The 14,762-nt window shown below is 67.6% G+C and carries 13 protein-coding genes; 6 read left to right on the top strand and 7 right to left on the bottom strand.

Annotated features, from left to right (window positions below):
* Positions 1 to 12: 12 nt before the first annotated feature.
* Positions 13 to 1,488 (bottom strand): replicative DNA helicase, encoded by a 1,476-nt coding sequence (gene dnaB, locus ACWGKT_RS11945; protein ID WP_235451728.1) that lies wholly within the window; start codon positions 1,486 to 1,488, stop codon positions 13 to 15.
* Positions 1,489 to 1,948: 460 nt separating this feature from the next.
* Between dnaB and ACWGKT_RS11950 the strand changes: the two genes are divergently transcribed.
* Positions 1,949 to 3,286 carry an MATE family efflux transporter gene (locus ACWGKT_RS11950; RefSeq protein WP_453273468.1) on the top strand — a complete coding sequence of 446 codons (1,338 nt, stop codon included), beginning with the start codon at positions 1,949 to 1,951 and terminating at the stop codon, positions 3,284 to 3,286.
* A gap of 160 nt (positions 3,287 to 3,446) precedes the next feature.
* On the opposite strand, the gene rplI is transcribed toward ACWGKT_RS11950, so the two are convergent.
* From rplI to rpsF, 4 genes are all read right to left on the bottom strand, one after another.
* Positions 3,447 to 3,893, bottom strand: coding sequence for a 50S ribosomal protein L9 (gene rplI, locus ACWGKT_RS11955; RefSeq protein ID WP_356143658.1), 447 nt, complete (start codon positions 3,891 to 3,893; stop codon positions 3,447 to 3,449).
* An 18-nt stretch (positions 3,894 to 3,911) separates the two neighbouring features.
* The gene (gene rpsR / locus ACWGKT_RS11960; RefSeq protein ID WP_003949403.1) at positions 3,912 to 4,148 is read right to left on the bottom strand and encodes a 30S ribosomal protein S18; all 237 of its coding nucleotides are present in this window, start codon (positions 4,146 to 4,148) and stop codon (positions 3,912 to 3,914) included.
* Between the two features lie 57 nt (positions 4,149 to 4,205).
* The gene (locus ACWGKT_RS11965) at positions 4,206 to 4,802 is read right to left on the bottom strand and encodes a single-stranded DNA-binding protein (protein WP_453273469.1); all 597 of its coding nucleotides are present in this window, start codon (positions 4,800 to 4,802) and stop codon (positions 4,206 to 4,208) included.
* Positions 4,803 to 4,877: 75 nt separating this feature from the next.
* Positions 4,878 to 5,168 (bottom strand): 30S ribosomal protein S6, encoded by a 291-nt coding sequence (gene rpsF / locus ACWGKT_RS11970; protein WP_005482942.1) that lies wholly within the window; start codon positions 5,166 to 5,168, stop codon positions 4,878 to 4,880.
* A gap of 273 nt (positions 5,169 to 5,441) precedes the next feature.
* On the opposite strand from rpsF, the gene ACWGKT_RS11975 reads away from it, so the two are divergent.
* The 3 genes from ACWGKT_RS11975 to ACWGKT_RS11985 all read left to right on the top strand — a co-directional run bounded on the left by ACWGKT_RS11975 (position 5,442) and on the right by ACWGKT_RS11985 (position 8,154).
* On the top strand, positions 5,442 to 5,756 hold the full coding sequence (locus tag ACWGKT_RS11975; protein WP_356143662.1) for a hypothetical protein: 315 nt from the start codon (positions 5,442 to 5,444) through the stop codon (positions 5,754 to 5,756).
* Positions 5,757 to 5,935: 179 nt separating this feature from the next.
* A complete protein-coding gene (gene femX / locus ACWGKT_RS11980; RefSeq protein ID WP_235451733.1) occupies positions 5,936 to 7,057 on the top strand; it encodes a peptidoglycan bridge formation glycyltransferase FemX in 1,122 nt (373 codons plus the stop codon).
* 65 nt (positions 7,058 to 7,122) lie between these two features.
* Positions 7,123 to 8,154: an alanine racemase gene (locus ACWGKT_RS11985; protein WP_453273470.1), complete on the top strand. Its 1,032-nt coding sequence runs from the start codon at positions 7,123 to 7,125 to the stop codon at positions 8,152 to 8,154.
* A 91-nt stretch (positions 8,155 to 8,245) separates the two neighbouring features.
* Here the strand turns inward: ACWGKT_RS11985 and ACWGKT_RS11990 are convergent, their stop codons facing one another.
* Both ACWGKT_RS11990 and ACWGKT_RS11995 read right to left on the bottom strand, forming a co-directional pair.
* Entirely contained in the window at positions 8,246 to 9,754 is a 1,509-nt protein-coding gene (locus ACWGKT_RS11990) for a glycosyltransferase family 87 protein (RefSeq protein WP_453273471.1), read from the bottom strand.
* Between the two features lie 129 nt (positions 9,755 to 9,883).
* Entirely contained in the window at positions 9,884 to 12,139 is a 2,256-nt protein-coding gene (locus tag ACWGKT_RS11995; RefSeq protein ID WP_453273472.1) for a transglycosylase domain-containing protein, read from the bottom strand.
* 734 nt (positions 12,140 to 12,873) lie between these two features.
* Here ACWGKT_RS11995 and ACWGKT_RS12000 point away from each other — a divergent pair.
* Positions 12,874 to 13,557, top strand: a complete 684-nt coding sequence (locus ACWGKT_RS12000) for a helix-turn-helix transcriptional regulator (protein WP_453273473.1) — start codon at positions 12,874 to 12,876, stop codon at positions 13,555 to 13,557.
* Between the two features lie 43 nt (positions 13,558 to 13,600).
* Positions 13,601 to 14,683, top strand: a complete 1,083-nt coding sequence (locus ACWGKT_RS12005; RefSeq protein ID WP_356143672.1) for an inositol-3-phosphate synthase — start codon at positions 13,601 to 13,603, stop codon at positions 14,681 to 14,683.
* The last annotated feature ends 79 nt before the right edge of the window (positions 14,684 to 14,762 follow it).

The following is a 14,762-nucleotide window of genomic DNA, read 5'->3' on the forward strand; positions in this document are numbered from 1 at the left end:
GGGGTGCGCAACTCAGGTCTGCGCCATGTCCACGAAGCGTGAGTAGTGGCCCTGGAAGGCCACCGTGATCGTCGCGGTGGGGCCGTTACGGTGCTTGGCGACGATCAGGTCGGCCTCGCCCGCGCGCGGGGACTCCTTCTCGTACGCGTCCTCGCGGTGCAGCAGGATGACCATGTCGGCGTCCTGCTCGATGGAGCCGGACTCACGCAGGTCGGAGACCATCGGCTTCTTGTCGGTGCGCTGTTCGGGGCCACGGTTCAGCTGCGAGAGCGCGATGACCGGGACCTCCAGCTCCTTGGCGAGCAGCTTGAGGTTACGGGACATGTCCGAGACCTCCTGCTGACGGCTCTCGGCGCGCTTGGAGCCGCCGCTCTGCATCAGCTGGAGGTAGTCGATGACGACGAGCTTGAGGTCGTTGCGCTGTTTGAGGCGTCGGCACTTGGCGCGGATCTCCATCATCGACAGGTTCGGGGAGTCGTCGATGTAGAGCGGGGCGGCCGAGACGTCGGGCATCCGGCGGGCGAGCCGGGTCCAGTCCTCGTCGGTCATCGTGCCGGAGCGCATGTGGTGCAGGGCGACGCGGGCCTCGGCGGACAGCAGACGCATCGCGATCTCGTTGCGGCCCATTTCGAGCGAGAAGATGACGCTCGGCAGGTTGTTCTTGATGGAGGCCGCTCGCGCGAAGTCCAGCGCCAGCGTGGACTTACCCATGGCGGGACGCGCCGCGATGACGATCATCTGGCCCGGGTGCAGGCCGTTGGTGAGGGAGTCGAAGTCGGTGAAGCCCGTGGGCACACCCGTCATCTCCCCGCTGCGCGAGCCGATCGCCTCGATCTCGTCGAGGGCGCCCTCCATGATGTCGCCGAGCGGCAGGTAGTCCTCGCTGGTGCGCTGCTCGGTGACGGCGTAGATCTCGGCCTGGGCGCTGTTGACGATCTCGTCGACATCGCCGTCGGCCGCGTATCCCATCTGGGTGATGCGGGTGCCGGCTTCCACGAGGCGACGCAGGACGGCCCGTTCGTGGACGATCTCCGCGTAGTACTCGGCGTTCGCCGCCGTCGGCACGGTCTGGACGAGCGTGTGCAGATACGAGGCTCCGCCGACCTTGTTGATCTCGCCGCGCTTGGTGAGCTCGGCGGCGATCGTGATGGGGTCGGCCGGCTCACCCTTGGCGTAGACGTCGAGGATCGCCTGGTAGATCGTCTCGTGGGCGGGCTTGTAGAAATCGTGGCCCTTGAGGACCTCGACCACGTCGGCGATCGCGTCCTTGGAGAGCAGCATGCCGCCGAGCACGGACTGCTCGGCGTCCAGGTCCTGCGGGGGAACCCGCTCGAAGGACGAACCGCCGCCGTCCCAGTCCCCGTTCTCCCGGCCCCGGTCGTGCTGTTCGCCACGGCGTCCGAAGTCCCCGCCCCGGCGGGAGGACGGCAGACGATCACTCGGTCCGTTGTCGGCCCACGGGTCGTCCAAGGGCTCGGAAATGCTCACCGAGCAACCCCCTCCCGTCCGCCGAGCGGACCTCGCCGTGCCCCTCTTTTCTACGGCACGGCACTGACAAATTGAGAGGCCCAACTCCGGTTCTTGCACGTCAGTTGTGTGACGCTTGCGAGGCCGACACAAGGAGCGGGCGCCGGACCACGGTAGGCCCCTCGGAGGCGTCAGCCAATCTGGTTATCCACAGGCCATGTGGACGACGGCCCGGATGCTGTGGAGAACCTGGCAAAACCTGTGCACGACCCGGTGGACAGCCCTGTGAACAAGCCCTCGATACTCACCTTCGAATCGCTCTGACCTGGGCTTTTATCGTCCACCGGCTGTGCAGAAGAAAAACTTCCCCAGTCGGACCAAGATCACGTCAAACAGCGCGCGAGCCCGCACGCCAGACAACCGGCAGTAAGGAGCAGTGGCGGTTTGCACCTCTTACCTGTGGACGATTAGATTAGTGCTCATGCCACAGGCTTGCGCGGTCCCCGAGGCCACCCCCAGACAGCACGACCGCGAGATCGTCGCACTGGCCGTTCCGGCCTTCGGCGCACTCGTCGCCGAGCCCCTGTTCGTCATGGCCGACAGTGCGATCGTCGGCCATCTCGGCACCGCCCAGCTCGCCGGCCTCGGTGTGGCCTCGGCTCTCCTGACGACCGCGGTGAGCGTCTTCGTCTTCCTCGCCTACGCCACGACGGCCGCCGTGGCCCGGCGCGTGGGCGCCGGTGACCTCCCGGCAGCCATCCGCCAAGGCATGGACGGCATCTGGCTGGCGCTGCTGCTCGGCGCCGCCGTCATCGTTGCCGTCCTGCCCCTGGCGCCACACCTCGTCGCCCTCTTCGGCGCCTCGCACACCGCGGCCCCGTATGCCACGACCTATCTCCGCATCTCGTCCCTGGGCATCCCGGCGATGCTGGTCGTGCTCGCCGCGACCGGCGTACTGCGCGGACTCCAGAACACCAGGACTCCGCTCTACGTCGCCGTGGCCGGCTTCGTCGCCAACGCCGTCCTCAACGTGGGGCTCGTGTACGGCGCCGGTCTCGGCATCGCCGGCTCCGCCTGGGGCACGGTCATCGCCCAGTGCGGCATGGCGGCGGTCTATCTCGCCGTGGTGGTCCGGGGAGCCCGGGAACACGGAGCCTCGCTGCGTCCAGATGCCGCCGGGATACGGTCCTCCGCACAAGCCGGCGTCCCACTGCTCGTACGCACGCTCTCGCTGCGGGCGATCCTCATGATCGCCACGGCCGTCGCGGCCCGCCTCGGGGACGCCGACATCGCCGCCCACCAGATCATCCTGTCCCTGTGGAGCCTGCTGGCCTTCGCCCTCGACGCCATCGCCATCGCGGGCCAGGCCATCATCGGGCGCTACCTCGGTGCGGACGATGCCCAGGGCGCCCGCGACGCCTGCCGGCGCATGGTCCAGTGGGGCATGGCCGTGGGCGTGCTCCTCGGGCTGCTGGTGATCGCCTCCCGCCCGGTCTTTCTGCCTCTGTTCACCAGTGACTCCGTGGTGAGGGGCGCCGCGGTGCCCGCGCTGCTCATGGTGGCGCTCTCCCAACCGATCTGCGGCGTGGTCTTCGTCCTCGACGGCGTCCTCATGGGCGCGGGAGACGGACCGTATCTCGCGGGAGCGATGCTGGTGACGCTCGCGGTCTTCGCTCCGGTGGCGCTCCTCGTCCCCGCCCTCGGTGGTGGACTCACCACCCTCTGGGCCGCCATGACGCTGATGATGACCGTGCGGATGCTCACGCTCTGGCTGCGCGCACGCTCAGGCCGCTGGATCGTGACCGGCGCGACCCGCTGACCGTTTCACGTGAAACACCGCCGGCCGTCCCGTTTCACGTGAAACGGGCTCGCTGCACAGCCGCCTGCCACACACTCCGCAACCGCCTGCGGCCATGCGAAGGGGGCCGCACCCGGGAAGGGTGCGGCCCCCTTGCAACTGCTCAAGCAGAGCGCAGCGATCAGGCCGCGACAACCTCGATGCTGACCTTGGCGGCAACCTCGGGGTGCAGACGCACGGACGTCTCGTGGGCGCCCAGGGTCTTGATCGGCGAGCCGAGCTCGATGCGGCGCTTGTCGACCTCGGGGCCACCGGAAGCCTTGATCGCGGAAGCGACGTCGGCCGGGGTGACGGACCCGAAGAGACGGCCGGAGTCGCCCGAGCGGACGGCCAGGCGGACCTTCACACCTTCGAGCTGGGCCTTCACAGCGTTGGCCTGCTCGATGGTCTGAATCTCGTGGATCTTGCGAGCACGACGGATCTGCTCGACGTCCTTCTCGCCACCCTTGGTCCAGCGGATAGCGAACTTCCGCGGGATCAGGTAGTTGCGAGCGTAACCGTCCTTGACGTCGACGACATCGCCGGCGGCACCGAGGCCAGAGACCTCGTGGGTGAGGATGATCTTCATGTGTCGGTCACCCCTCCCTTATCGCGCGGTGGACGTGTAGGGCAGCAGCGCCATCTCACGGCTGTTCTTGACGGCCGTGGCGACGTCACGCTGGTGCTGCGTGCAGTTGCCGGTCACGCGGCGGGCACGGATCTTGCCGCGGTCGGAAATGAACTTCCGCAGCATGTTCGTGTCCTTGTAGTCCACGTACGTGACCTTGTCCTTGCAGAAAGCGCAGACCTTCTTCTTCGGCTTGCGCACAGGCGGCTTCGCCATGGTGTTTCTCCTGTGTGATCAAGAAGTTTGGGTATGCCCCGCCCCCGGTCCGAAGACCTAGAAGGGGGGCTCGTCCGAGTAGCCGCCACCGCCACCGCCACCGCCGCCGGAGCCACCGCCCCAGCCGCCGCCCTGCTGGCCGCCACCGGCGGGAGCGCCGGTCGCCCACGGGTCGTCGGCCGGAGCGCTGCCGGCCTGCTGGCCGCCACCGGAGCCGCCGCCCCAGCCGCCGCCCTGCTGGCCGCCGCCACCGCCGCCGTAACCACCCTGGCCACCACGAGCGCCACCACCGGCGGTCTTGGTGACCTTGGCCGTGGCGTTGCGCAGGCTGGCGCCGACTTCCTCGACGTCCAGTTCGTAGACCGTGCGCTTGACGCCCTCGCGGTCCTCGTAGGACCGCTGCTTCAGCCGGCCCTGCACGATGACGCGCATGCCTCGCTGGAGCGACTCGGCGACGTTCTCCGCCGCCTGACGCCAGACCGAGCAGGTGAGGAAGAGGCTCTCGCCGTCCTTCCACTCGTTCGTCTGGCGGTCGAAGGTGCGGGGAGTGGACGCGACGCGGAACTTCGCGACCGCCGCACCGGACGGGGTGAAGCGCAGCTCGGGGTCGTCGACAAGATTGCCGACGACCGTGATGACGGTCTCGCCTGCCATGGGGGAACCTCTCGGCGGGTTTGCTGCTGGCTGCTTGCTGCTACTCGAATCCCGAGATCAGCTGAGCGGGAGAGCTCAGTGGGTCTCGGGGCGGAGGACCTTGGTCCGGAGGACCGACTCGTTCAGGTTCATCTGGCGGTCGAGCTCCTTGACGACCGCAGGCTCGGCCTGCAGGTCGATGACCGAGTAGATGCCCTCGGGCTTCTTCTTGATCTCGTACGAGAGACGACGACGGCCCCAGGTGTCGACCTTCTCAACCTTGCCGTTGCCCTCACGGACGACGGAGAGGAAGTTCTCGATCAGGGGGGCGACAGCGCGCTCCTCCAGATCGGGGTCGAGGATGACCATCACCTCGTAGTGACGCATGTGGAACCCACCTCCTTTGGACTCAGCGGCCACGGTCGTTCCGTGGCAGGAGGGTTGTGATGCGTACGCAACAGTGTCTGAGTAAAACAGCCGCCACTGACAATCGGGACTCCCGTGGGGAGTCCCTGTCGCGGCCTGGGCAGACACCGGTGCAGACGGTACAGAGTACCCGCACACCGGCTTCCGGTTGAAATCCGGTGGCAAGGACCGTCAGTCTGTACACGTCGGGTGTGTAAGGCGCTACGATGCGCCGCCTTTCGCAGGAGGTGCCCCATGGCACAACAGGCATTGCGACCCAACACCGCCGGATCCTTCCTCGCGACGGACGGCAAACCCCATCCGCTCCAGGACGCGCTGACCGTGGTGACGCTGGTTCTGGGGTTGACGTCCTTCATCACGGCGATGTTCCACAGCCTCCACCTGCTCAGCTCCTGGACGGGCCTGGTGGGGATCTTCACCGGCGCGTACGGGCAGTGGATCTCGGAGACCACGCGTGAGCGCCTCGGTCTGATCCTGGGTCTCGGTGCCTCGGGTGTCGGCTTCTACCTCGGCATGGCACACGGCGGTCTGTTCGGCGGAATCGGTTGACCGTCCGGACAGCGTCCTCCGAACATCGGTAGAACACCCTCGAACGCCCTGGCGGTCGGCAAGCCGGGGCGAAGGTCCCGTACGCCCAGTCGGGGCGCTCGCACGGCGCAGTAGGCTTCGGCGCGAGAGCCGGAGCCCCTGTACCCATGGGGACACACCAGCCCGAGGAGCGCCCCGACATGAGCCTGACCCTGAGGACCATCAGCCGCGAGCAGCATCTGGCCTACATCCAGAGCCTGCCAGCGGCGAGCCACATGCAGGTCCCGGCCTGGGCCGATGTCAAGGCGGAGTGGCGCTCCGAGAGCCTGGGCTGGTTCGACGACCGCACCGGCGAGATGGTCGGCGCGGGCCTGGTCCTCTACCGCCAGCTGCCCAAGATCAAGCGCTACCTCGCCTACCTCCCCGAGGGCCCGGTCATCAACTGGTTCGCGCCGAATCTGGACGACTGGATCCAGCCGATGCTGGCCCACCTGAAGCAGCAGGGCGCCTTCTCCGTGAAGATGGGCCCGCCGGTGATCATCCGGCGCTGGGAGGCCAACTCCATCAAGCAGGGCATCCAGGACCCGGACGTGAAGCGCCTGCGCGACATCGAGGCCGACTTCATCGAGCCGCGCGCCTTCGAGGTGGCGGACAAGCTGCGCCGCATGGGCTGGCAGCAGGGCGAGGACGGCGGTGCCGGCTTCGGTGACGTGCAGCCGCGCTACGTGTTCCAGGTGCCGCTGGCCAACCGCTCCCTGGAAGAGGTCCACAAGAACTTCAACCAGCTGTGGCGCCGCAACATCAAGAAGGCCGAGAAGGCCGGTGTCGAGGTCGTCCAGGGCGGCTACCAGGACCTGGAGGAGTGGCAGCGGCTGTACGAGATCACGGCCGTGCGCGACCACTTCCGGCCGCGCCCGCTGTCGTACTTCCAGCGCATGTGGTCGGCCCTCAACACCGAGGACCCCAACCGCATGCGGCTGTACTTCGCCCGCCACAACGGCGTGAACCTTTCAGCAGCGACGATGCTGATCGTCGGCGGACACGTCTGGTACTCCTACGGCGCCTCCGACAACATCGGCCGTGAGGTCCGGCCCTCGAACGCGATGCAGTGGCGGATGCTGCGCGACGCCTACGCGCTCGGCGCCACCGTCTACGACCTGCGCGGCATCTCCGACTCGCTGGACGAGACCGACCACCTCTTCGGCCTGATCCAGTTCAAGGTGGGCACCGGTGGGCAGGCCGCCGAATACCTCGGCGAGTGGGACTTCCCGCTGAACAAGCTGCTCCACAAGGCGCTCGACATCTACATGTCGCGCCGCTGACGTCACATTCAGTGATTCCATACCTCTGACACACCGCAGCCACCAGAAAGGTTCCAGGTCCGGCCATGGCGCTCACGCTCTACGTCGACACCGCGCGCTGGCGGGCGCACCACAAGCACGTGCAGGAGCAGTTCCCGGGACTCGTCCCGGTCTGCAAGGGCAACGGCTACGGCTTCGGGCACGAACGGCTGGCCGAGGAGGCCACGCGACTGGGCTCGGACGTCCTCGCCGTCGGCACGACGTACGAGGCCGCGCGCATCAAGGACTGGTTCGGCGGCGACCTGCTGGTGCTGACGCCCTACCGGCGCGGTGAGGAGCCCGTTCCGCTGCCCGACCGGGTCATCCGCTCGGTGTCGTCCATCGACGGCGTGTACGGCCTCGTGGGTGCCCGTGTGGTCATCGAGGTGATGTCCACGATGAAGCGGCACGGCATCAGCGAGCAGGACCTTCCGCAGCTGCACTCCGCCATAGAGAACATCCGGCTGGAGGGCTTCGCCATCCACCTGCCGCTGGACCGCACCGACGGCTCGGACGCCGTCGAGGAGGTCATCGGCTGGATGGACCGGCTGCGCGCGGCCCGGCTGCCGCTGCACACGATGTTCGTCAGCCACCTCAAGGCCGACGAACTCGCCCGGCTGCAGCAGCAGTTCCCGCAGACCCGGTTCCGCGCCCGCATCGGCACGCGGCTGTGGCTGGGGGACCACGAGGCCACCGAGTACCGCGGCGCCGTCCTGGACGTCACCCGCGTCGCCAAGGGCGACCGTTTCGGCTACCGCCAGCAGAAGGCGGCCTCCGACGGCTATCTGGTGGTCGTGGCGGGCGGTACGTCGCACGGGGTGGGCCTGGAGGCCCCGAAGGCTCTGCACGGCGTCATGCCGCGCGCCAAGGGCGTCGCACGGGCCGGCCTGGCCACGGTGAACCGGAACCTTTCGCCGTTCGTCTGGGGCGGCAAGCAGCGCTGGTTCGCGGAGCCGCCGCACATGCAGGTGTCGATCCTGTTCGTGCCGGTCGACGCGCCCGAGCCGAGGGTCGGCGAGGAGCTGGTGGCCCATCTGCGGCACACCACCACCCAGTTCGACCGGATCGTGGACCGCTGAGAAAGCCCCCTGGCAGCCGAAAGGCCGTACACGGTTCTCCCGTGTACGGCCTTTTCCGTTTCCTGGGCCGGTCGGCGGCGCCTCAGTTCGCTCAGAGCGAACGGTCGTGGGAGGGGTCCTGTCCCTGGCTGCCCCACTCCACCGGGGGACCGTCGAAGTGGGCGGCGTGGCGCGGGGGATGGGCCGCCGCACCGAGGACGAAGACGTCCTCGGCACCGTCGAGCACCCCGCCCGACGGGTCGTCGTCGCCGGACCGGCGCACCACGTCCCGCTCCGGCATGAGGATGTCCCGCACGACCATCGCGCACAGGTAGAGCGTGCCCAGCAGGTGCACAGCGATGGCCCACTGGTAGCCGTGGGTGGGCAGGCCCTTGTGGGCGTCTCCGCTGGTCGTGTACGCGAGGTACATCCAGATCCCCAGGAAGTACGCCACCTCGCACAGCTGCCAGATCAGGAAGTCCCGCCACTTCGGACGGGCCAGCACCGCCAGCGGCACCAGCCACAGCACGTACTGGGGCGAGTAGACCTTGTTGGTGACGATGAAGGCCGCCACGATCAGGAACGCGAGCTGGGCGAAGCGGGGTCGGCGCGGGGCGGTGAAGGTGACCGCCGCGATGCCCGCGCAGCACAGCAGCATCAGCAGCGTGGCGAGCATGTTGACGGTGTCGGTGGAGGGCGGGTTGCTCGTGTTCTGCGCCCAGATCAGCCAGAAGGAACCGAAGTCCACGCCCCGCTCCTGGCTGAACGTGTAGAACTTCGACCAGCCCTCGAAGGCGAACATCATCACCGGCAGGTTCACTACGAGCCAGGCGATCGCCGCGCCGCCCAGGGCCTTGCCGAAGTCCCGCCACTTGCCCGCGCGCCAGCACAGCAAGAGCAGCGGGCCGAGCAGCAGCACGGGATACAGCTTGGCGGCCGTGGCAAGGCCCAGCAGGACGCCGAACGCGAGGGAACGGCCTCTCGACCACATCAGCATCGCCGCGGCCGTCAGAGCGACCGCCAGCAGGTCCCAGTTGATGGTGGCGGTGAGCGCGAAGGCGGGCGCCAGGGCGACCAGCAGGCCGTCCCAGGGCCGCCGGGCGTGCGTACGGCTCACACAGACCACGATGACGGCGGCGCAAGCCATCAGCAGCCCGGCGTTGACGAACCAGTACCACTGCTCCTGGTGCTGGATGCTGCCGCTGTGAGGCGTGAGCCAGCCGGCGACCTGCATGAACACACCGGTGAGCACCGGGTATTCGAGGTACTCCATGTCGCCGGGGAGCTTGTCGAAGTACGGCACGCGTCCGTCGGCGAAGCCGCGCCCCTGGTAGAGGTGCGGGATGTCCGAGTAGCACGCGTGCGTGTACTGCGAACTGGCACCGAAGAACCAGCCGCCGTCGTAGCAGGGCAGCTTCTGGACCAGGCCGAGGGCGAACATGCCGATCGCCACGAGCGCGACGATCCGTACGGGGGTCCACCAGGACGTCCCGAGCAGGGCGCGCCGCCCGATGGGGCCGCCGATCAGCTCGCTGCCGGCCGCGGCGATCTCGTCCTCGCGGGTCGGCCGCACCGGTTCCGGCTCGTGCACGCTCGCGGGCGTCGTTTCTGCACTGGGCATGGGCCACATCCTGCCGTACCTGTCTGAGAAAACGCCGAGGGCCGCCGCACCCGGTGGGGTGCGGCGGCCCGTGTTTCACGTGAAACACCCATGGCGGGCGATATGACCGCTCATCGGCCGAGGCCTCGGCTAGCCGTTCTGCCCGGCGAAGATGCCTCCGTTCCCGTTGCCTCTCGTACTCGTTCCACTCGTATCGGTGGCCGTCGGAGAGGGGGTGACTCCACCTGTGGTGCCACCGTCCTGGCCTCCGCTGTTGCCGCACTTCCAGTTGCCCAGGCCGCCATTGCAGGTGTCGCTGGGCGTGGGCGACGGTGACGTCTGCGTCTCACTGGGCGTGGGACTCGGCGTGTCGCTGGGCGTCTGGCTCGGCGTGATGGTGACGGACGGGGTCGGGGAGGGAGCGCCCGCCTCGTCCGTGATCTCACCGATCTTCTCGGCGTCCGGGAAGCCGGGGTCGGACTTCCCCTTGAGCGCGGCCTTCATGTACTCGGTCCACACGGACGTCGGAATGTCACCACCGTGGATGGACGCGACGCCCGCCGTGCCGTTCATGGAGAGCAGCTCGTGGTCCTTGGGGTTCTCGCGGAACATCGCGACGGACGTCGACAGCTGCTGGGTGTAGCCGACGAACCAGGCCGACTTGTTGCTGTCGGTGGTACCGGTCTTGCCGGCCGCCGTACGGCCCAGGGCCTTGGCGTTCTGACCCGTACCGTTCTGGATGACGTTCTGGAGCGTGTCCGTCACGTTGTTCGCCACGTCCGTCGGCATCGCCTGGGTCGACTTGGGCTTGGTGAAACCGGACAGGTCCTGCCCGTCCTGCTTGACCTTGGTGACCGAGTACGGCTCCGTGTGCTTGCCGGAGGCGGCGAAGGTCGAGTAGGCGTCGGCCATACGGATCGCGCTGGGGGTCGAGGTGCCGAGCGCGAAGGACGGGTTGAGCGTGGCGAAGCTGCCGTCCAGGATGCCGGACCGCTTGGCCACGTCCTTCACGTGGGACATCCCCACGTCCCATCCGAGCTGGACGAACGGCGTGTTGATGGACTGCTCCATCGCCTTGCGCAGGGTGATGTAGCCCCAGCGGTGGTTGCTCTCGTTGTTCTGATAGAAGACCGAGTTGTCCTTGTTCAGGACGAATGTACCGTCCTGGTTTCTGACCTTGAGATGGTCATTGCCGTTGTACTTGCTCAGCGGCGAGACACCGACACCGTCCGACTGGTAGGTGCCGTACTGCATGGCCGCCGCGAGCACGAACGGCTTCCACGTCGAACCGACGGGGACACCGGAGGTGTCGGCGTTGTTGGTGAAGTGGTTGTTCTCGTAGCCCGCGCCACCGTAGAGCGCGACGATCGCGCCGTCATTGGGCACCACCGACGCCGCACCGAACTGGACGTACTTGTCGAGCTCGCGCTTCGGGTTGAGGCGCTGCTTCTCGATCTTCTTCACGGCCGCGCTCAGGGCGTTGACCTTCTTCTTGTCGAAGGTCGTGTAGATCTGGAAGCCGCCCTTGTCGAACTCCGCCTCCGTGATGTGGGAGTGGGCCAGGACGTACTTCTTCGCCGTGTCGGCCAGGTAGCTGATCTGGCCGGTCATGCCCTTGGTCGCCTTGCGGCCCTGGGGCACGGGGTACTTCGCGATGGCCGTCTGGTACTGCGTGTCGGTGATGCGCTTGTCCTTGTGCATCTCGCCGAGGATCCAGCGCCAGCGCTCCTCGGAGCGCGTGCGGTTGGCCTTGGGCGTCGCCGCGGTGTCGAGGTCCTGGTTGCCGGCCGGGTCGTAGTAGGTCGGACCCTTGAGCAGCGCGGCGAGGACGGCGCACTCGCTCGGCTTGAGGTCGACCGCGTCCTTGCCGTAGTAGGTCTGCGCGGCGGCCTGGATGCCGTAGGCGCCACGGCCGTAGTACGAGGTGTTCAGGTAGCCCTGAAGGATCTGCTCCTTCTTGAGCTTCGTCCCCACCTTGATGGAGATGAACATCTCCTTGAACTTCCGGGACAGCGTCTGGTCCTGGCTCAGGTAGGTGTTCTTGACGAACTGCTGGGTGATCGTGGAACCACCCTGGGTCTGACCGCCGCGCGCCATGTTGACCAGGGCGCGCGCGATACCCATGGGGTCGACGCCGGAGTCCGTGTAGAAGCTCTTGTTCTCGGCCGAGATCACCGCCCACTGCATGGCCTTGGGGATCTGGTCGATGGTGACGTTCTGACGGTTCGTACCGGTGCCGGTGGCGACCATCTGGGTGTCGTCGGACCAGTAGTAGACGTTGTTCTGGGACTGTGCCGCGTCGTTCTCGTTGGGGATCGAGACCATGGCGTAACCGACGCCGACCATGGCGACGAGGCTGCCGACGAAGCCGACGAACAGTCCGGTGACGAGCTTCCAGGAGGGCACCCAGCGGCGCCATCCGAACCTGCCCGTCCGGGGGTAGTCGATGAACCGCTTCTTTCCGGGTGCGGTCGCGCGGCCCCTGCCACGCCCGGGCCCGGTCGGTCCGCCCGGACCGCCGCGCCTGCCGCCCGGCCCCACGTTGTCGGCCGCTCTGCGGCGACTCCCTCCGCTTCTCTGTGCCGCGCGCCGCGCCTCGGCACGGCTGCCGTACTGCTCTGCACCTCCCGAGTCCTGGGAGTCCGACCCGTAGGAGTCGGAAGGAGACCCGGTGGCGCCTCGCGGTGCCGCGCGGCGGCCGGGGGACGAGCCGGACGACTGGCCGCGTCGGGCCGCGGCACGTCCGCCTCCCTGCGGCTGCGGCGGTTTGCGACGGTGCTCGCTCATCGAACGATTACTCCTCGGGCAGGCGCACCCGTGCGCGCCTGGAAACGGCGGCTGGTTTCCGGTCCCCCCGAAGTACGGATGTGGTCGGTTCTGCATTCACCCGTACTGCACCGGGGACGAGGACGCCCCCAGGCGTCACTTGGTTCCCGGCGGTATCCATGCCGCACAGACTACGCACCGTCAAAACCTGCCTAGCTCCGAACTTCACCCCAAATCGGGCAACTCACCTCCCACGAATCGGTGATGTGATCCCGTTCACCGTCCCCCCTCTTGTCGCATCCGGAAGGCCGTTCTATCGTCGTGATGTATCGAGTCGATACATCAGCGCGAGATAAGGGCGAGAGGAGGCGACCATGAGCCGGCGGGCCGGGATTCTTGAGTTCGCCGTACTCGGCCTTCTCCGCGAATCACCCATGCACGGCTATGAGCTGCGCAAACGACTCAATACGTCACTGGGCGTATTCCGTGCGTTCAGCTACGGGACGCTCTACCCCTGCCTCAAGACGCTGGTCGCCAACGGCTGGTTGATCGAGGAAACGGGGAGCTCCCACGAGGACGCCCACGCCGCCCCCCTCGCGGGGCGCCGCGCGAAGATCGTCTACCGATTGACCGCGGATGGTAAGGAACACTTCGAGGAACTGCTCTCGCAGACGGGCCCCGACGCGTACGAGGACGAGCACTTCGCCGCCCGCTTCGCCTTCTTCGGGCAGACGTCACGCGACGTACGCATGCGCGTACTGGAGGGCCGCCGCAGCCGGCTGGAGGAGCGCCTCGAAAAGATGCGCGCCTCGCTGGCACGCACCCGGGAGCGCCTCGACGACTACACGCTTGAGCTCCAGCGCCACGGGATGGAGTCCGTGGAGCGCGAAGTGCGCTGGCTGAACGAGCTCATCGAGAGCGAGCGGGCCGGGAGGGACCTCAAGGGTTCCGCTTCCGGGGGGTCCGCTCAGCAGGACACCACCAATGGAGCGACGGGCGGCCTGCCCCGTCCCGGGGACACCCCTGGGACGGATACGCCCGGCGACACCGCCACGTGAAGCCCACTCAGGGCCTCACTCGTACACACAGGGAGCAACCGGAATGGGTTCGGTTCGCGTAGCCATCGTCGGCGTCGGCAACTGCGCCGCGTCGCTGGTGCAGGGAGTCGAGTACTACAAGGACGCCGACGCGGCGTCCAAGGTCCCCGGCCTGATGCACGTGCAGTTCGGCGACTACCACGTGCGTGACGTCGACTTCGTCGCCGCCTTCGACGTCGACGCGAAGAAGGTCGGCCTCGACCTCGCGGACGCCATCGGCGCCTCCGAGAACAACACCATCAAGATCTGCGACGTGCCCAACACCGGTGTCACCGTCCAGCGCGGCCACACCCTCGACGGCCTCGGCAAGTACTACCGCCAGACCATCGAGGAGTCCGAGGCCGAGCCGGTCGACGTCGTCCAGGTCCTGAAGGACAAGCAGGTCGACGTCCTCGTCTGCTACCTGCCCGTCGGCTCCGAGGACGCGGCGAAGTTCTACGCCCAGTGCGCCATCGACGCCAAGGTCGCCTTCGTCAACGCCCTCCCGGTCTTCATCGCCGGCACCAAGGAGTGGGCGGACAAGTTCACCGAGGCGGGCGTGCCGATCGTCGGTGACGACATCAAGTCGCAGGTCGGCGCCACCATCACGCACCGCGTCATGGCGAAGCTGTTCGAGGACCGGGGTGTCATCCTGGACCGCACGATGCAGCTGAACGTCGGCGGCAACATGGACTTCAAGAACATGCTCGAGCGCGAGCGCCTGGAGTCCAAGAAGATCTCCAAGACGCAGGCCGTCACCTCCCAGATCCCCGACCGTGAGCTGGGCGAGAAGAACGTCCACATCGGCCCGTCGGACTACGTGGCCTGGCTGGACGACCGCAAGTGGGCCTACGTCCGCCTGGAGGGTCGCGCCTTCGGTGACGTCCCGCTGAACCTGGAGTACAAGCTGGAGGTCTGGGACTCCCCGAACTCCGCGGGTGTCATCATCGACGCCGTGCGCGCCGCGAAGATCGCCAAGGACCGCGGCATCGGCGGCCCGATCCTCTCGGCCTCCTCGTACTTCATGAAGTCCCCGCCGGTCCAGTACTTCGACGACGAGGCCCGCGAGAACGTCGAGAAGTTCATCCGCGGCGAGGTCGAGCGCTAAATCCGGCGCTCGTCCGAGAACGCTCCTGCCAGGGCTGTGAGGGTCCCCGGGTTCTACGACCCGGGGACCCTCCCCGTGT

The organism is Streptomyces sp. NPDC054794, from assembly GCF_053611585.1.

What these genes read in the sequence shown, in the direction of transcription:
- ACWGKT_RS11950 (WP_453273468.1), top strand. Translation starts at nt 1,949, where the DNA reads ATGCCACAGGCTTGCGCGGTCCCCGAGGCCACCCCCAGACAGCACGAC.
- rplI (WP_356143658.1), bottom strand. Translation starts at nt 3,893, where the DNA reads ATGAAGATCATCCTCACCCACGAGGTCTCTGGCCTCGGTGCCGCCGGC.
- rpsR (WP_003949403.1), bottom strand. Translation starts at nt 4,148, where the DNA reads ATGGCGAAGCCGCCTGTGCGCAAGCCGAAGAAGAAGGTCTGCGCTTTC.
- ACWGKT_RS11965 (WP_453273469.1), bottom strand. Translation starts at nt 4,802, where the DNA reads ATGGCAGGCGAGACCGTCATCACGGTCGTCGGCAATCTTGTCGACGAC.
- rpsF (WP_005482942.1), bottom strand. Translation starts at nt 5,168, where the DNA reads ATGCGTCACTACGAGGTGATGGTCATCCTCGACCCCGATCTGGAGGAG.
- ACWGKT_RS11975 (WP_356143662.1), top strand. Translation starts at nt 5,442, where the DNA reads ATGGCACAACAGGCATTGCGACCCAACACCGCCGGATCCTTCCTCGCG.
- femX (WP_235451733.1), top strand. Translation starts at nt 5,936, where the DNA reads ATGAGCCTGACCCTGAGGACCATCAGCCGCGAGCAGCATCTGGCCTAC.
- ACWGKT_RS11985 (WP_453273470.1), top strand. Translation starts at nt 7,123, where the DNA reads ATGGCGCTCACGCTCTACGTCGACACCGCGCGCTGGCGGGCGCACCAC.
- ACWGKT_RS11990 (WP_453273471.1), bottom strand. Translation starts at nt 9,754, where the DNA reads ATGCCCAGTGCAGAAACGACGCCCGCGAGCGTGCACGAGCCGGAACCG.
- ACWGKT_RS12000 (WP_453273473.1), top strand. Translation starts at nt 12,874, where the DNA reads ATGAGCCGGCGGGCCGGGATTCTTGAGTTCGCCGTACTCGGCCTTCTC.
- ACWGKT_RS12005 (WP_356143672.1), top strand. Translation starts at nt 13,601, where the DNA reads ATGGGTTCGGTTCGCGTAGCCATCGTCGGCGTCGGCAACTGCGCCGCG.